We start from the raw sequence: 26,880 nt of genomic DNA, 5'->3' as shown, positions 1-26,880 counted from the left end.
GCCAGCCTCTGCAAAACCCGACGGTTTCAGCGAGCGATTCACCCCCAGACCGGCATGGGTTGGAAAATCGGCCGGCCCGGCGGCGGCGTCATGGGCGCCGGATGGGCAGCCAGTGCCGGATGGGGCGGATTCTCCGCCAGCTGGGGCAGGGAGACAAAGGCCTCCGTCACCCGCTTGCGGGCTTCGTCGCTCAGGACGATGCGGGCGACATCCAGTGTTTCGTCCAGCAGGGCGCGGTGACGGGCGCCGGACACCAGCACGACGTTGGACGCCACGGTCAGCGTCCATGCCTGCAATACCTGAGCGGGGCTCAGGGACTCTTCACGGGCCACGTCGCACAGCACCTGCACCAGCTGCTGGTTGTGCTCGGACTGCTCGCCCCAGTGCTGCAGCAGGCGGCGGATGATTTCCTCTTCGGCCGGCTGCTGGCCCGGTGTGCCGGTGCTGGCACCCTGCAGGCCATGGCAGAGTGGGCTGTAGACCAGCATCAGCATGCCCAGCTCGACGCAGGTGGCACGAATGTCGCGCGTGCGGGCCAGTGAACGTCTGAGCGGATATTCGGTCTGCATGGCGGCCAGACCCTGCCCGTCGGGGCTGAATCGCCGCAGCGCAGCATCGGCCCGGCGGATGATGGAAGGGGACATGTCACCCAGCCCGACGGCACCGATGTTGCCGGCCGTCAGTTCATCGGCCAGGGCCGACATGACCTCTTCGACCGACAGGTCGTCATCGGCCGGCCAGCGCAGGCAATAGAGATCGATATCCGTCTGCAGGCGGTCCTGGGAGCGGGCGATGGCCAGGCGCACCAGTTCGGGTCCCGTGCTCTCCGGACTCACACTGCCCGGGCAGCGGCTGGTGCAGATGCAGCCCTGCGTGGCCAGCACGATCTGGCTGCGCAGCGGGTGATCACGCAGGACATCCCCGACCAGCTGTTCGTTCTGGCCAAAACCATAGACGTTGGTGGTGTCGAAAAAGCGCTCGCCCCGTTCGATGGCATGCAGCATCAGGTCGCGCGCACGGGCTTCCTCACGGGGCGGATAGAACTCCGAAAGCCCCATGCAGCCCAGGCCGATGGCGCTGAGCGCCAGCCCGTCGGTGCGTGCCTGGCGAAACGGCAGCGCGACATCGGGACCGGCGGACCAGGTGGCGCCGGTTTCCGGTGCCATACCGGCATTCAATGACACGTCGAAATTCTGAACAGCACCGTCACGCATGTCGTGCATGTGCTCACGATTTTTGCCGTCATGCGGCACGGCAGCATGGCGGCCATTCCCGTGGCCATCATGAACGGAAGTAGCAGATACGTTGGTACGCGCGGAATCGTCAGGGCGATTCTGGCGCCGAGACTGGCCATGCCCTTGCATGACGGGTGCATCCGTCGCAGGACGGAATGCCTGGGGGCATATCGTTTTCATCGTCTCTTTCCTCTTGCCATTGCCCCGTCTGAAACGGATAGATTCACAGGGTATACGGCGCCACCGTAGCAACATTCCTTGACTATTCCCAATACCTTTTTGCTGATATCTTTTGGGTATCGTGAAATATCGGGGGAACAGGTCATCCAAAGGCGCCGGTGGCCCGTTTCTGAGTCATAATGCGGCTTGGGGGAGCACTTCGGGTTCTCTGATCCTTCGTTTTCATGGCTGATCCAATCACACTTCGGCAGCTCCGATATTTCTGCGTTCTGGCCGAAGAGCTGAACTTTCGGCGGGCGGCAGAGCGGCTGTTCATCAGCCAGCCTCCCCTGTCCCGACAGATCCGGCAGCTGGAAGATGCGCTGGGTGCGCCCCTGCTCATCCGTCACATGCCCGGGTCCACCCAGCCTGTCATCCTGACGGAGGCCGGGCAGCGCTTTCTGCCGCAGGTGCAGCAGCTGCTCGAGCAAATGGACCTGCTGCTGCAGCGGTTTTCGGAAGACAACGACCTGTCGGTGGAAGGCGGCCGGGTTGCCTCGGATGGCCAGTTCCTGACAGCCGCCCTGACCAGCCACGAGCACATCCATACCCACGACAATGGTGTACTGGGGCTGGCCGGCACACCCCGCAGCCGCAGAACCTCCGCCCTGTCCGGAACGGCCGGGCTGGCCGCACAGATGGCCGGTAGTACGGGCCAGAACCATTCACGGGTACGCAGCGCAGGTTCCCTGACCGGAAATGGACAGGCAGCCAGCGCCTGGCATGGCAATGGCGCCGGTGCTGCACCCGATACCGGCAATGGCAGCTCCCCGGCCGGTGCGCTCACCGGACGTGTCCCGGAAAACGGGAACAGCAGGGGCAACGGCGCAGGCAACGGTCATCTCCACGGCAATGGCGCAGAGGCCGGGAACGGTTTTGCCCATGGCAACGGCGCCAGTGCCGGCAACGGTTTTGCCAACGCCCATGGTGCGGAAGCCGCCCATGGCTTTGGCAATGGCCATGGTTCACCCAATGGCCACGACATCGGCGCTGGCCATTGGGCCAGTCCGGACCATGGAGCCACTCCGGATAATGGTGCCAGTCCGGGCCATGGGGGCGTCGCGGGCAATGGCGCCAACCCGGGTCATGGAGCAGATAACGGATTCGCCAATGGCCATGGTGCGGGTGCTGGCAACGGCTTTGCCCACACCCATGGCGCGGGGTCCGTAAACGGTTTCACCCATGCCAACGGCGCAAGCGCCAGCAACGGCTTCGGCAACGGCCACGATGCCGGCAGCGCCGGCAATGGCCTCACCCATGGCAACGGAACGCAAGCCCGTCACAGCTTCACGAACGGCAACGGCGCAGGCACCACCAACGGCTTCGCCCACGTCAAGGGCGCCATGCTCTGGACGGGCAATGCAGGCCCCGGTGCGAATGGCCAGACCGGGCAGGCTGCGCCCAGGGCACCCGTACGCCCCCTCATCCTGCGCGTGGGCATCACGCCCGTCATCGACATCACGCAGTTTGCGTGGCTGAAGGAAGCCATGCAGGAAGAAATGTCGCATGTGCATATCGATACGCAGCTGACCAACTCCGCCCAGCTGATACGCAACCTCATGCGTGGCCGACTGGATGCGGCCATCATCGGCATGCCCGCCTGGACCGACGGGCTGCAGATCACCCCCCTGCACCGCGAGGCCATGATGGTGTGCCTGTCCAGCAGCCATCCGCTGGCACGCAAGCGGCGGCTGTCGCTGGCGCACATCAGCGAAGAGCGGCTTTTCTGGTTCCTGCGGCGGCAGAACCCGGTCTGGTACGACCACGCCCAGCGGGTCTTCATGCGGCATCATTTCTCGCCCCCCAGGCAGAGTGAACCTACCGATCACCACGTGCTGCTGGGGCTGGTGGCCGCCGGTCACGGCATTGCCCTGGTGCCCATGTCGCTGTGTTCGACACGCCGGCCCGGCCTGGCCTTCCGCCCGCTGGCCGAAGGTGACGAGCTGGCCATCGGTGTGGCGCTGGCCCGGCGCGAGCAGGGCTATTCCCGCCCGGTGCTGCACGCCATCAATGTCCTGAAGGCACTGCTGGTGGCCCAGGAAAAAAAATAGAAGCGCGAGAAGTGCACCTCGCCGGTACATGCCCGGAGCCAGGGCGCAGACGAACGAATCCCTGACGCGTGTCATCGCGCCGCGGACGGGCACAGAAACAGGCACAGAAACAGGCACAGGAACCAAGGACCAAGGGACCAAGGAACCGGGACCACCGAAAAAGTCTGCGAGCGTTTTGGGCGGGATTTCATTATCCTAGCGATCCCGCCGCTGTTTCACGGCTGCCGTATCCGCTATCCATGCCCTCCCCTCTGTCCATGGCCCGTCGCCGGCACCTGCTGGCACTGGCATCGTCGGCCACGCTGCTGGCCACCCTGCCCCCGTTCGCCCGGCCAGTCCATGCGGCTGCCCCATCCGGTGCAGGCACATCCCCGGAGGTCGGCGCCCGCCCACCCCGGCACGAAGGGGTGACCCCCGGCAGCCCGCTGTCGGCAGACGCCACGCCGAACAGCCCGCCCCCCCTGGGCAGCACGGCCGCCGACGGGGTGTTTCCGCGCACCATCCGCCACTGGGCAGGCAGCACCACGCTGGAACGGGCCCCTGTCAGGGTGGCGGTACTGTCCACCGGCCAGGCAGACGGGCTGCTGACACTGGGCGTGGTACCGGCCGGTGCCACGCGCGATGACCGCGGCGCGCTGATTTCGGACTACCTGATGCAGGCGTATCCGGCCTTCCGGGACGGAATTGCACAGGTAGCGGACCTGGGTACACGCCAGTCGGCCGACGTGGAAGCCATTGCCGCCCTGCAGCCCGACCTGATTCTGGTCAACCGGGCGGCCACACCCCCTTCCGTGCTGGCCCAGTACCAGCGCATTGCCCCCACGGTGGTGACGCGTGGCACGGGCTTTCACTGGCGGGCCGATTTCGTGCTGCTGGCCGATGCGCTGGGCAAGCGGGAGGCGGCCGAACGTTGGCTGCGCGACTTCGTGCAGCGCGGGCAGACCTTCGGGCGCTGGTTTGCAGCCCGAAAGACACATCAGGACGGTGCCGACAGTGCACGACAGAAGGTTGCTGGCAGCGATGGCCTTTCCACCGGCAGGGCAAGCACAACCCGCAACGCTGCCACCTCCAGCCAGGGTACGGCACCCGAGTCCGCCACCGGCAGCCCTGCCGGTTCCGTTCCGTCCAGTGCCCTCACGGGCATCTCCTTCGTGCAGGCCGGGGCCGGGCGCATCCGGCTGATGGGCCAGCAGTCGTTCATCGGCGACATTGCCAGGGACATGATGCTGCCGCGGCCACCGTCGCAGCAGTTTGCCCGCACGTCCCAGGACATCGGCATCGAGCGCATCGATCTGGCCGATGGTGACTGGGTGTTCTACGCAGCACGCGGCGATGGGGTGAAGGCGTTTCTGGATTCACCCCTCTGGAAGCACCTGGACGCCGTGAAGCACAACCGCGCCGTGCGGGTGGACTACGACGCCTTCTACATGAATGCCGGCCCCACGGCGGCCAGAACCGCCATGGATACGCTGACGAATGTTCTGGCGCCTCATGGATTTTCTGCGCCTGTACCCGACTGAGCACCCGGTACATGTCATGAACCTGTTCACCCTGTGAAACACCTTCGGCATGCAGGGCGAGGCAACAGAACCACGGAATGCTCATCCGTACCAGGGTTCTGCATGGTCTCATCGGTCATCGCACACATCGTTCAGGTTCCTTCCGTTTCGGCCACCACGCCTTTTCCGGTTCAACGCCGCTCCTTCCCGTCTACCGTTCATGAACGCCTCCCTCTCCCCACCTGCACCGGGTGCGCCCCTGCCCGCCCCCGCCCACAATCCGGACAGCGCGCTCTGGCTGACCCGGCGCCTGGGTGGTCTGGGCCTGCTGCTGGTGCTGCTGGCAGTCCTGACGATGGTCAGCCTCAGCCTGGGCTCGCGCCCCGTGCCACTGGGCGACATCTGGCATGCGCTGTGGCATCCGGCCGATTCCGCCATTTCCGAAATCGTCTGGCACTACCGGGTACCGCGCACGGCGCTGGCCATCGTGGTGGGCACGGCACTGGGTGCGGCCGGGGTGCTGATGCAGGCGCTCACCCGCAATCCGCTGGCCGATCCGGGGCTGCTGGGCGTGCATGCGGGAGCGGCGTTTGCGGTGGTGATATCGATGTCCTTCCTGGGCATCACGTCCTTTGGCGGCTATGCGGTGTTCGCGCTGGCCGGGGCGGCCCTTGCGGCGGCAGCCGTGCAGCTGCTGGCCGGCAAGGCACCGCCGTCGGTGCGGCAGGTACGGCTGCTGCTGGCCGGGACGGCCATCAGTGCCTGTCTGGCAGCAGCCACCGGCATCATCACGATGTTCGATGTGCACACCTTCGATGCCTGGCGTTTCTGGATGGTGGGCGGTTTCGACGGACCCGGCCTGGGCGTGCTGCAGTCGGTCTGGCCGCTGATTGCGGTAGGAATGGTGCTGGCGCTGACGCAGGCACGGGCACTGGACCTGCTGGCGCTGGGCGACGAGCTGGGTCAGGCGCTGGGCCAGAACATGCTGCGCGTGCGGGTGGTGGGCTTTGTGGCCATCGTGCTGCTGTGTGGTGCGGCCACGGCTGCCGCGGGGCCGCTGGGCTTCGTGGGGCTGGTGGTGCCTCATGTGGTGAAGCTGATCGTGGGGCCACACTGGCGCTGGATTCTGCCCTACGGGCTGCTGGGCGGGCCGGTGATCGTACTGGCCGCCGACGTGCTGGGCCGGGTGATTGCGCGGCCGGACGAGATCAAGGCCGGCATCGTGATGGCGGCCGTGGGGGCGCCGGTGCTGATGCTGCTGATCGTGCGTGGCGGGCATGGCCCGCACCGGGGCCAGGGGCGGCGGCGGGGTCTGGGACTGAAACGCATGAAGCAGATGCACGACGACCGGCAGGGACCGGTGTCCTGAATGACGCCGTCGTGCCGGCCGGGACCACGTCTCCGGTGTGCCTGCAACGCATTTCCTGCAACGTGTCCGATGTTCCTGCCATGCGTTTCCTGCAACGCATCCGTGATGCCAGCATGGGCATGGCGGATTTCCAGGTCATGAATACATATTCCCACCCATGAACACATCTCCCCTCTCTTCCTCCACCACCGTGCTGCACAGCCCCGCCTGGCAGACACGGCGGATGCACCGGCGCATGACGGCCGGGCTGCTGGTGGGCCTGCTGCTGGTGATGCTGCTGGCGCTGGGCAGCGGCCGTTACCCGCTGGGCTGGTCCGATCTGCCCCGGCTGCTGGGCTCGCCCAGTGAGCTGGACCGGCTGGTGGCCTGGGATCTGCGGCTGCCGCGCATTCTGGCGGCACTGTTCACCGGTGCCTGTCTGGCCAGTGCCGGCTGGATTTTCCAGCGGATGTCGCGCAATGCACTGGCCAGCCCCGACATCATCGGGCTGAGCACCGGGTCGGCCACCGGCGGGCTGGTGGTGATCCTGCTGCTGGGCCATTCGGACATGACGCAGGCGGCCGGCAGTGTGCCGCTGGGCACGCTGGTGGGCGGGCTGCTGACGATTGCGCTGGTGTATGCGCTGTCGGCACGGCGCGGCATTGGCGGGCAGTGGATGATTCTGGCCGGGATTGCCGTGGGTGCCCTGCTGTCGGCCGTGAACGACTATCTGATCACCCGGGCCGATATCGATGATGCGCTGATGGCACGCACCTGGCTGTTCGGCAGCCTGCAGGGGGCCGACTGGACGCTGGTAACGGTGATGGCCGTGCTGGGCATGCCGCTGCTGGCGCTGGCTTCGCTGCAGGCCCCGGCACTGGACCTGCTGGAAATGGGCGACGAGGTGGCCGGCGCGCTCGGGCTGCCGGTCCGCCGGGCACGCAGCATTCTGCTGGTGGTGGCCGTGGCCCTGACGGCGCTGGTGATTGCGCTGGCCGGGCCGATTGGCTTCGTGGCGCTGGTGGCGCCGCAGCTGGCCCGGCGGCTGTGCCGGGGCGGGGCGTATTTTCCGGCGGTGGTGCTGATGGGTGCGCTGCTGTGCGTGGCCGGCGATACGCTGGCGCGCACGATGCTGGCCCCCTTCCAGATTCCGGTGGGACTGGTGACCAGCATGCTGGGCGGGGCCTATCTGGTGTGGCTGCTGGCGCGGGAGTGGAAGGCATGACCTGAAAACATCTGCCGTTTTCGGCCTTCAGACCAGAACATTTGGTCTGGAATATTTCGCCTGGAACTTTTTGCCTGGAATATTTTGACCGGAATGTTTGGCCAGGAACACTGAAACCTCCGACTACCTTGGCGCGTTCTCCGGATACCCTGGCGCGTTTCATGGACGCATTCGCCCCCGACACACCGATTTCCGATCATGTCATCCACCCCCATCTCTCCCGTACAAAGCGCCGCCGGCAAGACTTCCATCACGGCCGCTGCTTCGAGCGCCTTCTGTGCCTCCACCACCGGTGAACCGCGTCTGCGCGGCCGTAGCCTCACGCTGGGTCATGGCGAACGGGTGGTGTCCAGCGGGCTGAACATCGACGTGCCGGACTGCGCGTTCACGGTGATCATCGGCCCCAATGGCTGCGGCAAATCCACACTGCTCAAGGCGCTGGCCCGGCTGTCGCGGCCGCAGGCGGGCGAGGTGCTGCTCGATGGCTCGCTGATCCAGCAGCTGCCCACGCGCGAGGTGGCGCGCCGGCTGGGGGTGCTGCCGCAGTCGGCCCGGCATCCGGAGGGCATCCGGGTGGCCGAGCTGGTGGCACGTGGCCGCCATCCGCACCAGGACTGGCTGGGCCGCTGGAGCGCTGCCGACCAGCAGGCCATCGACCATGCCATGCAGGCCACCCGCGTTGCCGATCTGGCCGGCCGCTTCGTGGACGAGCTGTCGGGCGGACAGCGCCAGCGGGTGTGGATTGCCATGGTGCTGGCGCAGGAAACACCACTGATGCTGCTGGACGAGCCCTGCACCTTCCTGGACCTGTCGCACCAGATCGGGCTGCTGGAGCTGCTGCGCCGTCTCAACCGCCAGGAGCGCCGCACGATGGTGGCGGTGCTGCACGACCTGAACCAGGCCTGCCGCTATGCCGACCATCTGGTGGTGATGCGCGAGGGGCAGATCGTCACGCAGGGGGCACCGAACGACATCGTCGATGCGGCACTGATCGAGCAGGTGTTCGACCTGCCGTGCCGGATCATTCCGGATCCGGTGGCAGGGTCGCCGATGATCGTGCCGCTGGGAGAACCTGAGTCACTGTGAGCTGGCCTGGGCACAACGCCCGGAAGCCTTCCCGGATGCCCGTCCCCTGCGCATGGGTCTTGATGATTGGCGTATATGTCTATAATATACAATCATGTTGAACTTCTCTCTTCTTGCAGGCTTTGACTGGGACGGGGGCAACTCAACCAAGAATGACAGGCACGGCGTCTCCCAGGGGGAGGCCGAGCAAGTATTCTTCAATGCTCCCTTGCTGTTATTACCCGATACCAGACACAGCCAAACTGAACAACGGTTCCATGCTTTGGGAAAGACAGACACGGGTCGCCTGCTTCACATCACTTTTACACTCAGAAAGGCGCAGACCCTGATCCGCGTCATTTCTGCAAGGGATATGCACAGAAAGGAACGCACCGTTTATGAACAGCAAGCGTAAGGATATTCCTGTATTCAGAAACGAGGCCGAAGAGCGGGAATTCTGGGAAACACACGATTCTACCGAGTATCTGGATTGGACACAGGCGCAACGCGCCATTTTTCCAAACCTGAAACCCACCAGTCGCACGATTTCCCTGAGACTTCCACAACACTTGCTCGATGCAATCAAGGTAGCAGCAAATGCCAGGGACGTTCCCTATCAATCACTGATCAAAACCTGGTTGCACGAAAAGGTGCAAGGCAGCTGATCGGCACAGGGGGCAGCCCTCTGCGTCAGGCCCGGAAGGCGGTTTTTCCAAACCTGACCCCTGGCCCGCTCACCCCAGCAGCGGCGCCAGTGCCCGGCGCACCTCGGCTTCGTCGCGGCCGCTGCGCTGGATGAAATCCTGCAGCTGGTCCTCGTCGATGTTGCCGATGCCGAAGTAGTCGGACTTCGGGTGCGAAAAATAGAAGCCCGACACGCTGGCCGCCGGCATCATGGCCAGTGATTCGGTTACGAACATACCGATTTCCGCGCAGTTCATCAGCTCGAACATTTCGCGCTTGATGGTGTGCTCGGGGCAGGACGGATAGCCGGGCGCCGGGCGGATGCCGGTGTAGGCTTCGGCGATCAGCTCGTCATTGCTGAATTTCTCTTCGGCGGCATAGCCCCACAGATCCTTGCGCACGCGCTCGTGCAACGCTTCGGCAAAGGCCTCGGCCAGACGGTCAGCAATGCTCTTGAAGGCAATGGCGTTGTAGTCGTCCAGCTTCGCCATGAATTCGGCTTCTTTTTTCTCGGCCCCGATACCGGCGGTGACGGCAAAGATGCCGATGTAGTCCTCGATGCCGCTGGGTTTGCCGTCGATGAATTTCGGTGCAATGTAGTCGGCCAGCGACTTGTTGGGGATGCCTTCGCGCTTGGCATTCTGCTGGCGCAGGTTACGCCACGTCATGGCCACTTCGCGGCGGGTCTCGTCGGTGTAGATTTCGATGTCGTCACCGATGCTGCTGGCCGGCAGGAACATCACCACACCATTGGCAGTGAGCCAGCGGTTGTCGATGATTTTCTTCAGCATGGCCTTGCCGTCTTCGTACACCTTGGTGGCTTCCACCCCCACGACTTCATCCGTCAGGATGTTGGGAAACTTGCCGGCCAGGTCCCAGGTCTGGAAGAACGGACCCCAGTCGATGTATTCGGCCAGTTTGGCCAGGTCCTGATTTTTGAACGTGCGGCGGCCGATGAATTTCGGCTTCGGCGGCACATAGGTGGACCAGTCGGTCACCTCGTGGTTGGCACGGGCATCGGCCAGCGAAATGAAGGCCGGCCCCTTTTTCTTGCCGTGCAGGTTGCGCACGCGTTCGTATTCGCTGTTCAGGTCGGCCAGGAAGCCTGCGCGCTGCTCTTCCGACACCAGCGCCTGGGCCACGGGCACCGAGCGCGAGGCGTCCGGCACGTACACCACCGGACCGGAATAATGCGGGGCGATCTTGACCGCGGTATGCACGCGCGAGGTGGTGGCGCCCCCGATCAGCAGCGGAATCTTGCGGTCGCGGAAATATTCGTTGCGCTCCATCTCGCCGGCCACGAAGGCCATTTCTTCCAGCGACGGGGTGATCAGGCCGGAGAGGCCGATCAGGTCGGCCCCTTCCTCGCGGGCCTTGTCGAGAATCTGCGCGCAGGGCACCATCACGCCCATGTTCACGACCTCGAAGTTGTTGCACTCCAGCACGACGGACACGATGTTCTTGCCGATGTCGTGCACGTCGCCCTTCACGGTGGCAATGACGATCTTGCCGCGCGAGCGCACATCGCCACCGGCCGCCGCCAGTGCCGCCTTTTCAGCCTCGATGAAGGGCAGCAGGTGCGCCACCGCCTGCTTCATCACGCGGGCCGATTTGACCACCTGCGGCAGGAACATTTTCCCTTCGCCAAACAGGTCACCCACCACGTTCATGCCGGCCATCAGCGGGCCTTCGATGACCTCGATGGGGCGGCCGCCACGGGCATCGATTTCCTGACGGATCTCTTCGGTGTCCTCGACGATGAACTGGGTGATGCCATGCACCATGGCGTGGGTGATGCGCTCCTGCACCGGCAGCTTGCGCCAGGCGATGTCGGCCTCTTTTTTCTCGCCACCGTCCTTCAGCGTCTGGGCGATTTCGATCAGGCGCTCGGTGGGGGTCTGTTCGCGTTCGGGGGCATCGGCCGGCAGGTCGTCAGGGAAGACCGGCTTGCGGTTGAGGATCACATCCTCGATGCGGTCACGCAGTTCCTTTGGTACCTCATCATAGACGCCCATCATGCCGGCGTTGACGATCCCCATCGTCAGCCCGGCCCGGATCGAGTGATACAGGAAAACGGTGTGAATGGCCTCGCGCGCGGGGTTGTTGCCGCGGAACGAGAACGACACGTTGGACACGCCGCCGGAAATGCGGGCGTGAGGCAGGTTTTCCTTGATCCAGCGGCAGGCGCGGATGAAGTCGTTGCCGTATTCGTCGTGCTCTTCGATGCCGGTGGCCACGGCAAAGATGTTGGGGTCGAAGATGATGTCTTCGGGCGGAAAATCCGCCTCGTTGACCAGCAGGTCGTAGGCGCGTTTGCAGATCTCGATCTTGCGTTCGTAGGTGTCGGCCTGGCCCTGCTCGTCGAAGGCCATCACCACGGCGGCCGCACCATAGCGGCGCACCAGCCGCGCCTCGCGCAGGAATTTCTCTTCCCCTTCCTTCAGCGAGATGGAATTGACCACCGCCTTGCCCTGCACGCAGCGCAGGCCGGCCTCGATCACCTCCCATTTGGAGCTGTCGATCATGATCGGCACACGGGCGATGTCCGGCTCGCTGGCGATCAGGTTCAGGAAACGCGGCATGGCCTTCATCGCGTCGAGCATGGCTTCGTCCATGTTGACGTCGATGATCTGCGCGCCGTTTTCCACCTGCTGGCGCGCCACCTGCAGGGCCTCGTCGTACTGCTCGTTGAGGATCATCCGCGCAAAGGCTTTCGATCCGGTCACGTTGGTGCGTTCACCGACGTTGACGAACAGTGACTCGTCGTCGATGTTGAAGGGCTCCAGCCCCGACAGGCGCGTGGCCACCGGAATGACCGGCGGAACGCGCGGCGTCACATCGGACACGGCCTTCGCAATGGCTTCGATGTGCGGCGGCGTGGTGCCGCAGCAGCCCCCGGCCACGTTGACCAGACCGGCCACGGCAAATTCGCGAATCAGCGCCGAGGTGATGTCGGGGGTTTCGTCGAAGCCGGTTTCGGCCATCGGGTTGGGCAGGCCGGCGTTGGGGTAGACACAGACGAAGGTGTCGGCCTTGCGGGCCAGCTCCTCGATGTAGGGGCGCATCAGCGCGGCACCCAGTGCACAGTTCAGGCCGATGGTCAGCGGACGGGCATGGCGCACCGAATTCCAGAACGCCTCGACGGTCTGGCCCGACAGGATGCGGCCGGAGGCGTCGGTGACGGTACCGGAGATCATCACCGGAATGCGCGGCAGGCCCCGGGCGGCACGCTCGGCCTGTACCTCATCGATGGCAAACAGGGCTGCCTTGGCGTTGAGGGTGTCGAAGATGGTCTCGACCAGGAACACGTCGGCCCCGCCCTCCTCCAGCCCGCGCGCCTGCTCCAGATAGGCGGCACGCAGCTCCTCGAAGGTGATGTTGCGCGCACCCGGGTCGTTCACGTCCGGCGAGATGGAGGCCGTCTTCGGCTGCGGGCCGAGGGCGCCAGCCACATAGCGCGGGCGTTCGGGGGTGCTGTATTTGTCGCAGGCGGCACGGGCCAGCCGGGCCGAGACCACGTTCATCTCGTAGGCCAGTTCCGGCAGGTGGTAGTCGGCCTGGGCCACCGTGGTGGCGCCGAAGGTGTTGGTCTCGATCAGGTCCGCGCCGGCGGCCAGGTACTGCTCGTGGATTTCCTGGATGATGTCCGGCCGGGTGAGCGAGAGCAGCTCGTTGTTGCCCTTCACGTCGTGGGCATGGTCGCGGAAGCGCTCGCCGCGGTAGTCGTCCTCACCCAGTCTGTACTGCTGGATCATCGTGCCCATGGCGCCGTCGAGGATCAGGATGCGCTGGGCCATCAGTTCACGCAGGCGGGCTTCGACGGGCCCCATGGACGGAGCCTTCGGGCCGGCAGCGGAGGAAGAAGCGGAAGCAGCGGATTCGGTGTTCATGGATACGGTGACAGGACGAAAAAGGAGGGCAGCACGACACCTGGCGGCCAGGGGAAGATCATGGCCCCGACCGAAGTCGGACCATGACGGCGGGCATGCCATGCAGGCGACCCACCCCCTGCACGGTGACTGGACCACGGCGTGCATGGCACAGGGGCACGATACGCACCGGTATGGCCAGCCGGACAGGCCAGCCTCCCGGCAGGCATGACTGCTGCAGATTTCAGCATTCTAGAGGGCAACGGCCCGGCAGGCCACGCGGGCAGCCGGCGCAGCGGCCGGGGCTGCCGGATATGTGGCACCGGAAGGCGGCCATGCAAGGGGCGCAGCCGCACCAGGAACGCGGCCCGGGCAGTGCCCGGCATGGCAGAGGCGCCGACAGGAAAGACCTGCCATGCCAAAGACTGGCATGTGTCTGCCCCTGCTGATCCCGGCGCCAGCTCCCCATGCCACGAGCGGAGAAAATGCACAGACAAGCCCCGACGGCGCTGACCGGCCCAAACCCCGGGACTCTGGGATAATGCATGCTGTCCCGTGCCGGATCACGCTGGTTTCGCACCGGAAAGCCACAAGCCCGACCGTACGTGTGATGATCCCGCCCGTTCTCGTACCGGTCCCGCTTCCACCGCCCATCCATCCCCTGCATTCAGGAGACGCCCATGCCCCATGTATTCGAACCCATGCCCGTTCCGGCCGTGCCCGTGCACGGCGAGAACGCCACCTTTGCGGTACACCGGGTGTTCTGTGTGGGCCAGAACTATGCAGACCATGCGGCCGAAATGGGGGCCAGCGGCCGCGAAGCGCCGTTCTTCTTCATGAAGCCGTCCAGCTCGCTGGTGCCGGTGGGCAGTGGCAGGGAGGGGCAGGTTCCCTATCCGGACGGTACGCAGTCGCTGCATCACGAGGTGGAACTGGTGGTGGCCATCGGGCTGCAGGGGGCCGACATCGACACCTCCGAAGCGGCCGACTTCATCTACGGCTATGCCGTGGGACTGGACCTGACCCGGCGCGACCTGCAGGCAGCGCTGAAGGAAAAGGGCCGGCCGTGGGAGATCGCCAAGGGCTTCGAGGCCTCCGGTCCGATCGGCCCGATCACCCCCAGGGAAAGGACCGGTGAGCTGGTACGCGGCGGCATCCGGCTGGACGTGAACGGCCAGACCCGGCAGCAGGGCGACCTCGGGCAGATGATCTGGCGGGTGAACGAGATCATCGCCCACCTGTCCCGGCACTGGATGCTGATGCCGGGCGATCTGGTCTTCACCGGCACCCCGGCCGGCGTGAGCGCCATCGAACGGGGTGATGTGCTGTCGGCCCGCATCGACGGGCTGGAGGCACTGCAGGTGAAGATCGTCTGAGCCCCCTGCAGGCAGCCGCATACGGTTTCGGGGCCCATCCGGAGGAGAACGCTCTCTGGACGCACATGACGGCGCTGTCCATGTCCCTGAAACCAGTACCTATCGGGGATTCTGTGGCCCTGCCGCCCTGTCCCTCATGCCCCAAAGGGGGCAGCAGGGACGAATGAATCCATGACCCTCTCCAGGAACACTTCAATCAGGAAACGATCATGTCTTCTTCCCAGACGCCCGGCTATGCCGGGGACATCAGCCCGGCCGACGCCTGGGCCCAGGTGCAGGCCGGTGAGGCCCTGCTGGTGGATGTACGTACGCCCGAGGAACAGAAATGGGTGGGCCGGGTGCCGGGCGCCATTCCGGTACCCTGGCTGATCGACAACGGCCAGCGGCAGAACCCCGACTTTCTGGCCCAGCTGCGCGTGGTGGCCGAACCCGACCGCAAGGTGCTGCTGCTGTGCCGCAGCGGCGTGCGCAGCGTGGCCGCTGGCAGGGCCGCTACCGAGGCCGGCTACACGAATGTCTGGAACATCCTGGGCGGCTTCGAGGGACCGCTGGATGAGAACCGGCAGCGCAACCGCGTGGCGGGCTGGCGCTTCGAAGGCATGCCCTGGGAGCAGGGCTGATGGCCGGTCTGGCCCCGGCACCCGGCCGGGTGGTGCTGGTGGGGGCCGGACCGGGCGATGTCGAGCTGCTGACCCTGAAGGCGGCGCGGCTGATTGCCGAAGCCGACTGGTTGGTGCATGACGCGCTGGTGCAACCCGAGATGCTGGCGCTGGCCCGGCACGCCCGGGTCATTTCGGTGGGCAAGCGGGCCGGCAACCCCAGTGCACGACAGTCGTCCATCAACCGCATCCTGCTCGACTGCGCCCACCAGGGCGGCCTGACCGTTCGGCTCAAGGGCGGTGACCCGCTGATCTTTGCCCGCGCACAGGAAGAACTGGATGTACTGCACGCGGCCGGCATTCCAGTGGAAGTGGTACCGGGCATCAGTTCGGCCCAGGCGGCCCACGCCGCACTGGCGCTGCCGATGACGGAGCGCGGCCGGCGACGGGCACTGGTACTGGCCACACCGCAGGTGCATGCGCCGGATCAGCGCAATACAGCGATGGACATGGAAGCAGGTGCTCACTCACAGGCAGAAGAAATCCTGCAAGCAGGCACTCACTTTCATCATATGGACGCAGAACAGTCAGTGGCCTGCGTACCGCGTCCGGTTGAACCCCCTCCCGTCGGGCACCAGGATGGGAAGAAAGATTTTTTGGGCAATAACACGGAAGCGGGCGCTCACTTTCATGAACATGCTCGTTTGCAAAAACACACGCGCTTGAGAGCGGGCACTCACTTCCAGAAACAGGGTCATGAATCGGCCGTGCTGGCTGCTCTGCAGCAGGTGGCGGCCCCCGTGCCCACCACCCGGCGGCGGGTGATGTCGGCGGCCGAGATCGTGGCCGACCCCGAGCTGCGGCGCTGGGCCGAGGCCATCGTGGCGGCCGGCAGCGGCACGCTGTACATGGCGGCCACCGTGGCCACCCAGGTACGCGACACGCTGCTGATGCTGGGCATGGACCCGGCCACCCCCACCCTGTGGATGCTGGATGTGTCGCTGCCGGGGCAGGAGATCATCCCCGGCACGCTGGGAACGCTGACGCCACCGCCTGCCGCCCTGAAGGGCAAGCCGGCCCTGCTGCTGGTGGGCGTGCCGGCCTGCATGGGTGCCTGAGAACCTCCGAAACATCCTGCGGCACTTCGGCCCCCTTGCTGACGCACTGCCAGAAAACCAGGGGGCCATCACCGGCTGCAATGCGGCGATGGCCCCCTCTCCCTTGCCAGGCAGATACGGCTCAGGCAAATACGTGCGTCCTGTCCCTCATTTGGACTGGGTGCGCAGGGCGTTCATCAGCGTGCGGGTGTTGAAGCGCATCATGCTGATGTAGTCGGAGGCCGGGCCGCCGAGCGGCGAGAGCGAATCGGCATACAGCTCGCCCACGGTGACGTTCTTCAGCTCGGAGGCCATGCGCTTGAGCAGGCGCGGATCGCTGTTGTTCTCGAAGAAGAAAGCCTGCACCTTCTGCTCGCGCGCCTGGCGGATCAGGCTGGCCACCACGGCTGCCGACGGTTCCTCTTCGGTGGACACACCCACCGGCGCCATGAAGGTGATGCCATAGGCCCGCTGGTAGTAACCGAAGGCCGCATGCGACACCATGACGCGGCGACGTTCGGCCGGGATGGCATCGACGGCCATGCGGATTTCCTGATCCAGCTCCTTCAGGTGCTCGGTATAGGCACGGGCACGGTCCTGGAAGCCTTCGCAATCGGCCGGAGCGGCTTTGCACAGGCCCTCGGCAATGTTCTTCACGTACAGGCGCACGTTCGACACATCCTGCCAGGCGTGCGGGTCGAGGCCACCATGATGGTGGTGATGGGCATGCCCGGACTTGCCGGCAGCCCCGGCCGGCACGGCGGCGTCATGGTCATGGTCGGCATGATCGCCATCAGGGGCGGCCCCGTGACCGTCATGCCCATCGTGGCCCGCGCCATGATCGTGATCACCGGCGTCATCGCCATCGTGGTCATGGTCCGCATCATGGCCGTGGTGATCCGCGTCGTGACCGTCGCGGTCATGACCGTCCGCATCATGGCCGCCGTGGCCGTGGTCGTGGTCGTGGTCGTCACCATCATCGTCGTGGACATCCTTGTCGCCATGATGGTGATGATGGTGCGGGTCGGCCTTCAGGGCGTCCACCCCGTGGGCCGCTTCCACCACCGGCCCCTTGTAACCACTGGAACCGATCAGCCGCGGCATCCAGCCCTCGAAGCCCAGGCCATTGACCACCACCAGATGGGCAGCCGAGAGCTGCCGGACCTGCGTCGGCCCCGGCTGGAACACGTGCGTGTCACCGCCCGGCCCGACCAGCGTGTCCACGGCCACGCGGTTGCCCCCCACCTGCTGCACCAGGTCGGCCAGCACGCTGAAGCTGGTCACCACCGACAGCGGCGCGCGCGAGGCGTTCGAGCCCTCGCCCGTGAAGCGTTTGGCCGGCTGCTGGGCCATGGCGGTGGCCGCACTGCCGGCCAGCAGGGCACCCGCCAGCAGCGCCGTCACGGGGCGCAGGACACGGTGCAGGGCATGGCGGCGGGCAGGCACCTTCGATGCCGGCTGCGGCGACTGCAACTGCGCAGCAGGGTTTTGCCGCCCGGCCGGGGTGGCGTGCAGGTAGTCGTTCTTCTGGGGTTTCATGTCTCGTAATGTCTCCGGGGACGGTTCTTTCGGCGCAGCAGGCCGGCAGGTGCCAGCAGCAGCGACACACAGTACAGCAGGCCCAGTGTCAGCACGATGGTGGGACCGGTGGGCCATTCGAAGTAATACGACAGCAGCAGACCTGCCACGCCGGCCACCAGTGCCAGCAGCGCCGACAGCACCAGCATGGCGTTGACCGTACGTGCCCAGAAACGGGCCGCCGCCGCCGGCAGCACCATCAGGCCGATGGACATCAGGGTGCCCAGCGCATGAAAGCCCGCCACCAGATTGATGACCAGCAGCCCCATGAAACCGAAGTGGGCCACACTGCCCCAGGCGCGCCGGCGGGGCAGCAGGTTGGCATCCACGCATTCCAGCACCAGCGGCCGGTAGAGCACGGCCAGCCCCAGCAGGGTGATGCTGGAGATCACACCGATCAGCAGCAGGGTGTCGTCGTCCAGCGCCAGCACCGAGCCGAACAGCACGTGCAGCAGGTCCACCTGATTACCGTAGGTGGAGACGATGACCACCCCCAGCGACAGGGACATCAGATAGAACGCAGCCAGACTGCTGTCTTCGGACTGGCGGCCGCTGCGCGCCACCAGCGTGGACGCCATGGCAACCAGCAGGCCACTGATGATGCCACCCGCCGTCATGGCCGGCAGTGACAGACCGGCAATCATGTAACTGATGGCGGCACCGGGCAGGATGGCGTGGGCCATGGCATCGCCCGTCAGACTCATGCGACGCAGCAGCAGGAACACGCCCACCGGCGCCGCCCCCAGCGACAGCGCCAGACACCCGGCCAGCGCACGGCGCATGAAGCCGAATTCGACGAACGGGCCGACCAGCAGATCCCAAAGCTCAGTCATGGGACGACGCTCCGGCAGCCGCAGCGGGCACGGCCCTTTCCGCAGAAGGATGATCGTGTGTCAAATGCCCGGGCTCGGGTGGCGGGAATCCATGGTCATGTCGTGCAGGCCCCTGCCCGGACGGCAGGGTTCCGTGGTCATGCAGGGTGCCGGGTTCGTGGTCCGCCGGCATGCCCGGCACGATGGCCGCCGGTGTCTCGCACCAGCGGTTGCTGGGCGTGCGCGCTGCCGCCGAACGGGCCACGGCACGGGCCCAGTTGTCGGGCGTGAGCACCTCGGCCGTGGGGCCGCAGGCGATCATCTCGCGGGCCAGCAGCAGCGTGTGCGGGAACCACTGCCGCACGATATCCTGTTCGTGCAGGGCCGCCACGATGGTGATGCCCTGCGCATGCCAGCTGGCCAGCAGACCCAGCAGCACCTGCTGGGTGGTCACGTCGATGCCGACGAAGGGCTCGTCCAGCACCACCATCTGCGCATCCTGCAGGATCAGCTGGGCAAAGCGCACCCGCTGGAATTCTCCGCCCGACAGTGCACTGATGAGCCGCCCGGCGTAGCCCCGCAGCCCCACCTGGTCGAGCGCTTCGGCCACCCGGCGGGCCCCCTCGCGCCCCAAGCCGCCAAAGGCCCCGCAGCGATGCCACAGGCCCGAGGCCACCAGATCCTGCACGGTGATGGGAAACTGCCGGTCGGTCTGGCTGATCTGCGGCAGGTAGGCCACGCGGCTGCGGCGCTCGTCCGGCAGCTGCACCTCACCATCCAGCAGCGAGAGCCGCTCGCCGATGAGCAGTTTCAGGAAGGTGGATTTGCCGGCCCCGTTGGGACCGACCACCGCCAGCATGTCACCGGCATGAATCTGCAGCTGCAGATGGTGCACGGCCGGATGCCGGTCGTAACCGACCGTGACATTGTCGAGCGAAACGAGGCACGGCGCCTGCGATGGCATGGCTGCATGCAGCCCGGGCACGGGCGCGTTCATTGCAGCGCCCAGCCAATGACCAGCCACAGGGCAGCGATGAGCAGCACCGACAGCAGCAGACGCATGCCAACACTCCACCAGAGGGCGGAGAGCTGTGGCAGGGCAGGTGCAGAAGGCGTATCGTGAGCGGCGTGCACGGGTGGATGTCCGGATTGCTGAGACCTGGATTTCTGATACGTGTCATGGACGTGCGCGTCTGCGCGGGGCACAAACGGCGCAGGCAGCACACACATCCCAAACATGTCCGTTACACGCCCACAAAGGTTTTCACGAGAAGGAATGCGTCCATGGCACGCCCTAATGCTAATGACTTATCATTAGCGGATCAATGCCCACAAAAGGAAAGACCATGCAAAATCGTCACCAGAATTCCGGGTTTTCTCTGAGCCGTCAGACACGGCAGACACCGAAACGCCTGTCGGCCCGGCTGCTGGCCACCTGTGTCGCCCTGGCCTTCAGCGGTGCCGCCGCGGCGCACCATGCACCGGGCCATGGTGATCATGAGCACCATCATGGACAGCAGGCCGGTCACGTGCACCAGCATGGTCTGGGTTCGCTGAGTGTGGCACAGCAGGACAATACGCTGACCGTCGTGTTCGAATCGCCGCTGGACAGCCTGATCGGCTTCGAAACCGTTCCCGAGACCGCCGAACAGAAGGAGCTGGGCAACAAGCTGCTGGCCCAGCTGCGTGATGCCGCCGCGGTCGTCACCCTGCCGGCAGAAGCCAAATGCACGCACACGGAACCCGTGATCACCGCCCCCCCGCTGCAGGGTGCACCCGCTGCCGCCATGGGCGACAGCGATGACGACGATGATGACGCCGACGGGCACGATCACGATGGCCATGACCATGACGCGGACGGCCACGACGCCGACGATCATGACCACGACGGTGCACATCATCACCACGGCGTGCATGCCGACCTGAACGCAGTGTACACGTTCACCTGTGAAAATCCGGCCGCATTCAAGAGCCTGATCGTGACCTCGTTCAAAAACTGGCCGCGCCTGAAGAATATCGACGTGGCCGTGCTCAGCAACCAGGGCCAGGCCGCTGCCCGGGTCAACGCCGACAAACCCGAGGTACGCTGGTAGCACCTGTCGCGGACACGCCCGTCTCCGCGCTGGCCCCGAATCTCCCCCTGCCGAACAGCAGCCCATGACCAACCCGCCCACTCCCGTCCTGCAGGCCACCGGCCTGACATTTGCCTGGAAAGGCCAGCCCGAGCCCTGCCTGCAGATCGACACGCTGACCCTGCAGGGCGGTGAGCAGATGCTGCTGCTCGGGCCCAGTGGCGGTGGCAAGAGCACCCTGCTGGGGCTGCTGGGCGGGGTGCTGCAGCCCACGCAGGGCGAGGTGCAACTGCTGGGCCAGACGTTTTCCGGGCTGCGCGCCAGTGCACGCGACCGGCTGCGGGCCAACCATGTCGGCTTCATTTTCCAGCAGTTCAACCTGGTGCCCTATCTGAGCCTGGAAGACAACGTGCTGCTGCCCTGTCATTTCTCGGCCGTGCGGCGCCAGCGGGCCGGCAGCAATCCGCGTGCCACGGCCCGTGAACTGCTGCAGGCACTGGAACTGCCGGCCGATGCCTGGCAGCGCCCGGTCACCGGCCTGTCGGTAGGCCAGCAGCAGCGCGCCGCCGCCGCACGGGCCCTGATCGGGCACCCCGAACTGCTGATTGCCGATGAACCCACCTCCGCGCTCGACAGCATCAACCGCGACCGGCTGATGCAGCTGCTGATGGCCCAGCTGAAGAAAACCGGCGGCACGCTGCTGGTGGTCAGCCATGACGAACAGCTCCGTCCCCACTTTGGCCGGGTACTGCAGCTGGCCGACATCAACCGGGTGGCAGGTGACACACGGCCCGCCGACCCGGGCAGCCTCCTGCCGGCAGGCGCCATGTCGGCGTCTGTGCGGGAATGAATGAATCCCTGACACGCTCCGCGGACCTGTGCGGGGCGACACCGTGCTCAACGCCACCCGTGGCAAGAAGGAGCGTATCGGCCGTCTGCAATGAATGCGTTCACGACACACTTCTGGGACCTGTGCGGAAATGAATACGTTCACGACACGCTCCGGGAACCTGCGCGGGGATGAATGCGTTCAAGACACACGCCAACCGTGAGGCGTCTGCTCCATGTCTTCGATTTCACTTTTTCTGGACCGCCTGCTGACGCTGGTGCGCCTGGCCTTTCGCAGCGCAGGCAACCGGCGCACCAATTTCTGGCTGACACTGCTGTCCATCGCCCTGTCCACCAGCCTGCTGCTGGCCGTGCAGCGCGGACAGCAGGCCATTCACGACAGCTTCACCCGTGCCGTTTCCGGTACGGATCTGATCGTTGGTGCACGAACCAGTCCGCTGCAGCTGATGCTGTATGCGGTATTCCGCCTGGGCGATCCCACCCACGAAATCAGCTGGCAATCCTACGACCGGATCCGCAAACACCCACTGGTGAGCTGGACCATTCCCATTGCGCTGGGCGACTCGCACAAGGGTTTTCCGGTGCTGGGCACCGACCGGAATTATTTCGAGCATTTTCGCTATGGCGCCCGCGAAAAGCTGCAACTGGCCGAAGGCAAGCCCTTTCATGAAGTATTCGAGGTGGTGCTGGGCGCCGAAGTGGCCCGCAAGCTGGGCTACAGACTGGGTGACCGGCTGACGCTCACCCATGGCACGGGCGACGCACCGGGCATCGAACACGCCGACAAGCCCTTTCATGTGAGCGGCATTCTGGCCCCCACGGGCACACCGGTGGACCGCACCCTGCACATCAGCCTGGACGCCATGACGGCCATTCACCTGAACTGGCAGTCGGGCGCGCCCATGCCGGGCGTCAACATTCCGGCCGACAAGGTACGCGCCTTCGACCTGCAGCCCGAATTCATCACCGCCACGCTGGTGGGACTGAAGTCCCGCGCCGGCGTATTCAACCTGCAGCGCGACATCAATGCCAACGAGGACGAGGCACTGCTGGCCGTGCTGCCTGCGGTGGCGCTCAACCAGCTCTGGCGGCTGCTGGACATCGTCACACGTACATTGCAGGCGCTCTCGGCACTCGTGCTGGTGCTGAGCCTGTGCGGGCTGATCACGGCACTGCTGGCCAGTCTGGAGCAGCGCCAGCGCGAACTGGCCATCCTGCGGGCGGTGGGGGCCCGGCCGCTGGACCTGTTGTTCCTGCTGGTGCTGGAAGGGGCACTGCTGACGGCCGGCGGCGCCTGTGCAGGCTACGGCCTGCTGGGTCTGGCCTCGGCACTGGCGGCGCCGGTGCTGCAGAACCAGTGGGGCATCGTCTGGCCCATCGCCCGCCTGACGGCCGACGAATTGCAGCTGATGGCGCTGGTGGCCGTGGCCGGACCACTGACGGCGCTGTGGCCGGCCTGGCGGGCCAGCCAGCGGGCGCTGGCGGACGGGCTGACGCCGCGGTTGTAATAAGTCCCATTGCGTGCATCCCGCAGATGAACCTCGGATGAACCTCCGTTGTGCATCCCGCTGGCCGGGACACATGTCACCATTACATGGCCGACCGTAAAGCCTCCTGCAGCCGTGTGGTCAACGCCGGTTAACATGCGTCATGGTTCAATGTGGTCATGTGCCTCGGCAGCACTGAAGCCTTGGCGCCCCGGCGTCATTATTCGATGCAGCTCACGGTCCACCGGGTCCGTGGCCTGTCCGTTGCTTTCGGTGTTTCGCCGTTTTTCGCCCCGCCTTTCGGCTTCTGCCCGGCAAAGCGCTGCACACCCCCTTTTTCCCTGCCTTTCTGCTTCCGGAAACTCTCCATGCCTGTCCGCCTGCCCTCGCCCTTTCGCCTGTCCCTGCTGGCACTGGCCCTGACGGCCGCCATGCACACGACCGCCGTCTCCGGCAAGGACACCCCAGAAACCGGCACAGGCACCAGTCAAGCTGGCACCGGTGGCCAACCGAACAACGCCCGCACACCCAACGGTTCCAGACAGCCCGACGGCACCAGCCTGCCCGACAACGCCAGCCAGTCCGTCAATGCCGGCCAGCCTGACGCTGCCAGCGATGCGGCAGGTAGCCAGAGCGCAACCAGCAGCAGCACGGCAGACCCCACCGCAGCCGGCAACGGCACGGCCACCAGCGGTGCCAGCTCCGACCTGCAGTCCAGCCAGGGGCAGGGACGCTTCGTGCTGGGAGAGGAACTGCCCAAAAAACGCAGTGCAGGCGACGGCACCACCGGGCAGGCAGGCACAGGCAGCGCCCGGAACGGCCAGGGGCAGAACCCGGACAAAGGCGGCGACCAGACGGCTTCCGGCCACGGTGCCGGCAGCAGCGCACAGGGCAGTGCCTACCCCGAAATGGACTGGGAAAAACTCATTCCCCCCAACTGGGAACCGCTCAAGGGCTTCAAGTCGCTGAACTTCTCGGGCATGTCCGACAACGACCCGCGCGCCATTGCCGCGCTGCGCAAGCTGCAGAAAGCCTGGAAGAACGCCCCGCTCAACCCGGCCATCCAGCAGGAAAAGATCACCATTTCCGGCTTCATCGTGCCACTGGACAGCAGCGATTCCACCACCATCGAGGAATTCCTGCTGGTGCCCTACTTCGGCGCCTGCATCCACGTCCCGCCGCCCCCCTCCAACCAGGTCATCCACGTCGTTCCGGAAAAACCCCTGAAGGGCTTCCAGATCATGGATCCGGTCACCGTGCAGGGCGTGCTGGCCCCGTCCCACATCGACACCCCGCTGGGCAGCGCCGGCTACCAGATGTCCGGCAAATCCGTCACCCCCTACGAGGCCGAGGACATGCAGGAAGCCAAACCGGCGCACCTCTGAGCCGGCCAGGAATCTGGCCAGTTTTACAGGGAAGCCGGTCATTTCTCACAGCCTGTACCACGTTTGATACGGCCGTAACCACTGCAGGTCCCCACGGCGCCACACAACCGTTAACATCTGGTATGAATGTGTGTGGCGTACGCATCATACGTACCCATCTGCTGCCAATTTCATCCGGCCATACCCTGTCGCACCGTGCTCCATCGCCACGGGAAGGTTCCATGGCCAGCCCTGGTGCCTCCCCTGCCGGATGATGGCTCTGACGTGCGGCAGCAGCGTCCGGCTGCTTTCACGGCACTCCGCGGGGTGCCAGCCGTTCTCCCTCCCTACTCTGCAAGCGAGAATGCCGATGTCTGCATCATTCCCCCTGCTTCGCCTGATGCCGGTTGCCTGTGCGCTGGTCCTTGCCGGCTGCAGCAGCCTGTCGGGACCAGCCACGCCTTCAGCCCATGGTGGAGCCGAAGCCGACGCCGGTATCCCTGCAGACCCCTCCGTGCTGGCACGCCAGCGCGAAGGCGCCGAGCGTGAAGCCGTGGAATACCAGACCCACGTGGCGCAGATGCGCATTGCCGGCAACTTCTGTGCCGACCAGCAGCGGCTGATGGAATATGCGTACAAATACCTGAAGCGCGAGGCGCTGCCCATGCCGCCCGCCGCGCTGACGCTGGATCAGGCACGATGTGCCAGCCGCACCTTCCTGAAGGGCGTGATTCCGTCGGCCGGCCGCATCATCGGCTACAAGACGGACCTGATGCCCGCCCCCGACGACGACACCAGCCCCGGCAAACCCCGTTCGGTGGCCGTACGCGGCGCCCTGCTGGAGCGAATGCTGCTGCCCTCGGGCGTGGTGCTGGCCACCGACCGCTATGCCATTCACCCCCGCATGGAGGCCGACATGGTGGTGGTGGTGCGCAGCGCCGCCATTCACGATGCACAAACGCCGCGTGAAGTGCTGGCCAGCCTGTCGGGCATTTACCCGTTCATCGAGCTGCCCGATCTGGCCTACCAGCATCCGGACCAGATGACGGCGGCCGACGCCACCGTGGTCAACGCCAATGCACGTTTTGGCGTGCTGGGTACCGAAATTCCGGTACGGGTCGATCAGGACATGGTGGACCAGCTCGGCACCATGACGGTCAAAATCACCGACCAGAACGGCCAGGTGGTGCAATCCGCCCCCGGTACCGCCCTGCAGGGTAACCCGCTCAATGCCGTGCTGATGCTGGTGCAGGATCTGGAAAAGGACGGCATCCGCCTGCGCCCGGGCGACATGCTGTCGCTGGGTGCCTTTGGTGCCCGCATCAAGCCCGAGGCGGGCAAGAGCTACCGGATGACCTATGAAGGGCTGCCGGGCACGCCGAGTGCCGTGGTGAATTTCCGGTAAGAAAAACACGCCGCAGGGAACGCACCTTCAAAATGAAGACCCGGGTTCTGCCACAAGGCAGCCCGGGTCTTCATTTTGCTGTACCCGGTTTTCAAAGCAATTCAAAAACGCCTGCTGTCCGCGTAACCATGTTCATGCCCCAGACAACCGGAGCTTCGAAATAGGGGCTTCGGCCAGGCAGCAGGTTGCCTGTCTGCCAGCTTACTTGTTGCGTTTGCCCTCGGCCAGCAGCCTTTCGTCCAGTGCCGCCAGTTTGGCCTCGGTTTCCTTCAGGGCAGCCTGGGCCTCGATGATCTGGCGCTCGTAATTATTGCGGCGGTCACGGATTTCCTGCAGCATGGCCTGGTTTTTCTTTTCGGAAAAGTCCGGATCTCCACCGCGCGAGGCAGCCAGACGGCCCAGGGCCATGCGGTTGATTTCCGAATCCAGGCGCGCCTGCAGGTGATAGACCAGCCGCTGACGCTGGTGACGCTCGACGATCAGCGCATCCTTCTCGGGGTTGCCGGTATTGGGCTTCGGGTCGTGAAAAACGACATCCACACCGACCAGGCCCGTGTGTTCATTACCAGTGGCCTCCTGCTTCGTACCAGCCGTCACGCTGGCCACGGTGTTCGTCGCACGGGCTGCGCCGGGGGCAGCCACCACCGTGCCCGCGGCAGGCGTCGCATCGGCCAGCCGCGCCGAAACAGCGGGCGCAGCCACTGCAGCGCCTGCGGCAGGAGCCGTATCGGCCGGCTGGGCCAGCGTTGCGACGGGCAGGGAGAGCATCAGCGAGGAAAGAAGCAGGGCACGTTTGTTCATGGTCTCACCACGGAAGGACGGTGCCCTGACTGGACAGGCTGCCGGTTTGCCACCATGGCCCCGTCAGCCCGGGCCGCCCGGCACCCGGAAGATCAGCAAATCTGCTGCTGCCGAGTGTAGTGACAAGCCCTGCCGGGCGCTGTGCCGGTTTTCTCGAAACAGGCAGATTTCCTGTTCTCCCCAAAAATCTGCCCCCCATGCCCCCTGAACCTCACGATACGCTCACAGCGGAGCGTGTCATGGAC

The 26,880-nt window shown here is 65.5% G+C and carries 22 protein-coding genes; 15 read left to right on the top strand and 7 right to left on the bottom strand.

The genetic code is table 11. From position 1 onward, the window contains the following. Positions 1-38: 38 nt before the first annotated feature. Positions 39-1,214, bottom strand: a complete 1,176-nt coding sequence (locus EHV23_RS10330; RefSeq protein WP_158615932.1) for an aldo/keto reductase — start codon at positions 1,212-1,214, stop codon at positions 39-41. Between the two features lie 425 nt (positions 1,215-1,639). On the opposite strand from EHV23_RS10330, the gene EHV23_RS16400 reads away from it, so the two are divergent. From EHV23_RS16400 to EHV23_RS10295, 7 genes are all read left to right on the top strand, one after another. Beyond that, positions 1,640-3,505, top strand: coding sequence for a LysR substrate-binding domain-containing protein (locus EHV23_RS16400; protein WP_125096004.1), 1,866 nt, complete (start codon positions 1,640-1,642; stop codon positions 3,503-3,505). A 239-nt stretch (positions 3,506-3,744) separates the two neighbouring features. Further along, the gene (locus EHV23_RS10320; RefSeq protein WP_125096003.1) at positions 3,745-5,025 is read left to right on the top strand and encodes an ABC transporter substrate-binding protein; all 1,281 of its coding nucleotides are present in this window, start codon (positions 3,745-3,747) and stop codon (positions 5,023-5,025) included. A 199-nt stretch (positions 5,026-5,224) separates the two neighbouring features. Next, positions 5,225-6,373 (top strand): FecCD family ABC transporter permease, encoded by a 1,149-nt coding sequence (locus EHV23_RS10315; protein ID WP_125096002.1) that lies wholly within the window; start codon positions 5,225-5,227, stop codon positions 6,371-6,373. A gap of 157 nt (positions 6,374-6,530) precedes the next feature. After that, positions 6,531-7,577 (top strand): FecCD family ABC transporter permease, encoded by a 1,047-nt coding sequence (locus tag EHV23_RS10310; protein ID WP_125096001.1) that lies wholly within the window; start codon positions 6,531-6,533, stop codon positions 7,575-7,577. A 198-nt stretch (positions 7,578-7,775) separates the two neighbouring features. Continuing rightward, positions 7,776-8,663, top strand: a complete 888-nt coding sequence (locus EHV23_RS10305) for an ABC transporter ATP-binding protein (protein ID WP_125096000.1) — start codon at positions 7,776-7,778, stop codon at positions 8,661-8,663. A 94-nt stretch (positions 8,664-8,757) separates the two neighbouring features. After that, a complete protein-coding gene (locus EHV23_RS10300) occupies positions 8,758-9,057 on the top strand; it encodes a BrnT family toxin (protein WP_125095999.1) in 300 nt (99 codons plus the stop codon). Then, positions 9,041-9,307 (top strand): BrnA antitoxin family protein, encoded by a 267-nt coding sequence (locus EHV23_RS10295; protein WP_125095998.1) that lies wholly within the window; start codon positions 9,041-9,043, stop codon positions 9,305-9,307. Before EHV23_RS10300 ends, EHV23_RS10295 begins: the two co-directional genes overlap by 17 nt. A 69-nt stretch (positions 9,308-9,376) precedes the next feature. On the opposite strand, the gene metH is transcribed toward EHV23_RS10295, so the two are convergent. Continuing rightward, complete coding sequence (gene metH, locus EHV23_RS10290) at positions 9,377-13,156, bottom strand: methionine synthase (protein WP_125096813.1); 3,780 nt, start codon at positions 13,154-13,156, stop codon at positions 9,377-9,379. A gap of 719 nt (positions 13,157-13,875) precedes the next feature. On the opposite strand from metH, the gene EHV23_RS10285 reads away from it, so the two are divergent. The 3 genes from EHV23_RS10285 (at position 13,876) to EHV23_RS10275 (ending at position 16,288) form a co-directional block, all read left to right on the top strand. Continuing rightward, positions 13,876-14,571, top strand: a complete 696-nt coding sequence (locus tag EHV23_RS10285; RefSeq protein ID WP_125095997.1) for a fumarylacetoacetate hydrolase family protein — start codon at positions 13,876-13,878, stop codon at positions 14,569-14,571. A 209-nt stretch (positions 14,572-14,780) separates the two neighbouring features. Then, positions 14,781-15,191, top strand: coding sequence for a rhodanese-like domain-containing protein (locus EHV23_RS10280; protein WP_125095996.1), 411 nt, complete (start codon positions 14,781-14,783; stop codon positions 15,189-15,191). Continuing rightward, on the top strand, positions 15,191-16,288 hold the full coding sequence (locus EHV23_RS10275) for a uroporphyrinogen-III C-methyltransferase (protein WP_125095995.1): 1,098 nt from the start codon (positions 15,191-15,193) through the stop codon (positions 16,286-16,288). The genes EHV23_RS10280 and EHV23_RS10275 overlap by 1 nt, the downstream gene beginning before the upstream one ends. 147 nt (positions 16,289-16,435) lie before the next feature. Here the strand turns inward: EHV23_RS10275 and EHV23_RS10270 are convergent, their stop codons facing one another. Genes EHV23_RS10270 through EHV23_RS15280 form a run of 4 tightly spaced genes read right to left on the bottom strand, consistent with a single transcriptional unit; the run spans position 16,436 to position 19,791 of the window. Continuing rightward, a complete protein-coding gene (locus tag EHV23_RS10270) occupies positions 16,436-17,806 on the bottom strand; it encodes a metal ABC transporter solute-binding protein, Zn/Mn family (protein ID WP_158615931.1) in 1,371 nt (456 codons plus the stop codon). Then, positions 17,803-18,678: a metal ABC transporter permease gene (locus EHV23_RS10265; protein ID WP_125095993.1), complete on the bottom strand. Its 876-nt coding sequence runs from the start codon at positions 18,676-18,678 to the stop codon at positions 17,803-17,805. The genes EHV23_RS10270 and EHV23_RS10265 overlap by 4 nt, the downstream gene beginning before the upstream one ends. Beyond that, positions 18,671-19,621: a metal ABC transporter ATP-binding protein gene (locus EHV23_RS10260; protein WP_238990420.1), complete on the bottom strand. Its 951-nt coding sequence runs from the start codon at positions 19,619-19,621 to the stop codon at positions 18,671-18,673. The genes EHV23_RS10265 and EHV23_RS10260 overlap by 8 nt, the downstream gene beginning before the upstream one ends. A gap of 29 nt (positions 19,622-19,650) precedes the next feature. Further along, a complete protein-coding gene (locus EHV23_RS15280; protein ID WP_158615930.1) occupies positions 19,651-19,791 on the bottom strand; it encodes a hypothetical protein in 141 nt (46 codons plus the stop codon). Positions 19,792-20,003: 212 nt separating this feature from the next. On the opposite strand from EHV23_RS15280, the gene EHV23_RS10255 reads away from it, so the two are divergent. From EHV23_RS10255 to EHV23_RS10235, 5 genes are all read left to right on the top strand, one after another. Continuing rightward, complete coding sequence (locus tag EHV23_RS10255) at positions 20,004-20,750, top strand: ZrgA family zinc uptake protein (RefSeq protein ID WP_158615929.1); 747 nt, start codon at positions 20,004-20,006, stop codon at positions 20,748-20,750. A 64-nt stretch (positions 20,751-20,814) separates the two neighbouring features. Next, on the top strand, positions 20,815-21,579 hold the full coding sequence (locus tag EHV23_RS10250; RefSeq protein ID WP_125095991.1) for an ATP-binding cassette domain-containing protein: 765 nt from the start codon (positions 20,815-20,817) through the stop codon (positions 21,577-21,579). 244 nt (positions 21,580-21,823) lie between these two features. After that, positions 21,824-23,086, top strand: a complete 1,263-nt coding sequence (locus EHV23_RS10245; RefSeq protein ID WP_125096812.1) for an ABC transporter permease — start codon at positions 21,824-21,826, stop codon at positions 23,084-23,086. Positions 23,087-23,433: 347 nt separating this feature from the next. Next, on the top strand, positions 23,434-24,450 hold the full coding sequence (locus EHV23_RS10240) for a DUF3299 domain-containing protein (RefSeq protein WP_158615928.1): 1,017 nt from the start codon (positions 23,434-23,436) through the stop codon (positions 24,448-24,450). Positions 24,451-24,799: 349 nt separating this feature from the next. Then, a complete protein-coding gene (locus EHV23_RS10235) occupies positions 24,800-25,834 on the top strand; it encodes a 2-keto-4-pentenoate hydratase (RefSeq protein WP_125095989.1) in 1,035 nt (344 codons plus the stop codon). Between the two features lie 201 nt (positions 25,835-26,035). Here the strand turns inward: EHV23_RS10235 and EHV23_RS10230 are convergent, their stop codons facing one another. Continuing rightward, positions 26,036-26,635: a hypothetical protein gene (locus tag EHV23_RS10230; protein ID WP_125095988.1), complete on the bottom strand. Its 600-nt coding sequence runs from the start codon at positions 26,633-26,635 to the stop codon at positions 26,036-26,038. Positions 26,636-26,880: the final 245 nt, after the last annotated feature.

Origin of the sequence: Lautropia dentalis, from assembly GCF_003892345.1 — a bacterium.
In the GTDB taxonomy this organism is placed as follows: domain Bacteria; phylum Pseudomonadota; class Gammaproteobacteria; order Burkholderiales; family Burkholderiaceae_E; genus Lautropia; species Lautropia dentalis.
The sequence above is the reverse complement of the archived record's forward strand: the minus strand, read 5'-3'. Positions and strand labels throughout refer to the sequence as shown.

Excerpts from the sequence above, each read along its gene's own strand:
- metH (WP_125096813.1), bottom strand. The coding sequence starts at position 13,156 with ATGGGGCCCGTCGAAGCCCGCCTGCGTGAACTGATGGCCCAGCGCATC.
- EHV23_RS10265 (WP_125095993.1), bottom strand. The coding sequence starts at position 18,678 with ATGACTGAGCTTTGGGATCTGCTGGTCGGCCCGTTCGTCGAATTCGGC.
- EHV23_RS10235 (WP_125095989.1), top strand. The coding sequence starts at position 24,800 with ATGTCTGCATCATTCCCCCTGCTTCGCCTGATGCCGGTTGCCTGTGCG.
- EHV23_RS16400 (WP_125096004.1), top strand. The coding sequence starts at position 1,640 with ATGGCTGATCCAATCACACTTCGGCAGCTCCGATATTTCTGCGTTCTG.
- EHV23_RS10310 (WP_125096001.1), top strand. The coding sequence starts at position 6,531 with ATGAACACATCTCCCCTCTCTTCCTCCACCACCGTGCTGCACAGCCCC.
- EHV23_RS10255 (WP_158615929.1), top strand. The coding sequence starts at position 20,004 with ATGCAAAATCGTCACCAGAATTCCGGGTTTTCTCTGAGCCGTCAGACA.
- EHV23_RS10250 (WP_125095991.1), top strand. The coding sequence starts at position 20,815 with ATGACCAACCCGCCCACTCCCGTCCTGCAGGCCACCGGCCTGACATTT.
- EHV23_RS10270 (WP_158615931.1), bottom strand. The coding sequence starts at position 17,806 with ATGAAACCCCAGAAGAACGACTACCTGCACGCCACCCCGGCCGGGCGG.
- EHV23_RS10330 (WP_158615932.1), bottom strand. The coding sequence starts at position 1,214 with ATGCGTGACGGTGCTGTTCAGAATTTCGACGTGTCATTGAATGCCGGT.
- EHV23_RS10320 (WP_125096003.1), top strand. The coding sequence starts at position 3,745 with ATGCCCTCCCCTCTGTCCATGGCCCGTCGCCGGCACCTGCTGGCACTG.
- EHV23_RS10295 (WP_125095998.1), top strand. The coding sequence starts at position 9,041 with ATGAACAGCAAGCGTAAGGATATTCCTGTATTCAGAAACGAGGCCGAA.
- EHV23_RS10285 (WP_125095997.1), top strand. The coding sequence starts at position 13,876 with ATGCCCCATGTATTCGAACCCATGCCCGTTCCGGCCGTGCCCGTGCAC.
- EHV23_RS10305 (WP_125096000.1), top strand. The coding sequence starts at position 7,776 with ATGTCATCCACCCCCATCTCTCCCGTACAAAGCGCCGCCGGCAAGACT.
- EHV23_RS10240 (WP_158615928.1), top strand. The coding sequence starts at position 23,434 with ATGCCTGTCCGCCTGCCCTCGCCCTTTCGCCTGTCCCTGCTGGCACTG.
- EHV23_RS10275 (WP_125095995.1), top strand. The coding sequence starts at position 15,191 with ATGGCCGGTCTGGCCCCGGCACCCGGCCGGGTGGTGCTGGTGGGGGCC.
- EHV23_RS10260 (WP_238990420.1), bottom strand. The coding sequence starts at position 19,621 with ATGCCATCGCAGGCGCCGTGCCTCGTTTCGCTCGACAATGTCACGGTC.
- EHV23_RS10280 (WP_125095996.1), top strand. The coding sequence starts at position 14,781 with ATGTCTTCTTCCCAGACGCCCGGCTATGCCGGGGACATCAGCCCGGCC.
- EHV23_RS10300 (WP_125095999.1), top strand. The coding sequence starts at position 8,758 with ATGTTGAACTTCTCTCTTCTTGCAGGCTTTGACTGGGACGGGGGCAAC.
- EHV23_RS10315 (WP_125096002.1), top strand. The coding sequence starts at position 5,225 with ATGAACGCCTCCCTCTCCCCACCTGCACCGGGTGCGCCCCTGCCCGCC.
- EHV23_RS10230 (WP_125095988.1), bottom strand. The coding sequence starts at position 26,635 with ATGAACAAACGTGCCCTGCTTCTTTCCTCGCTGATGCTCTCCCTGCCC.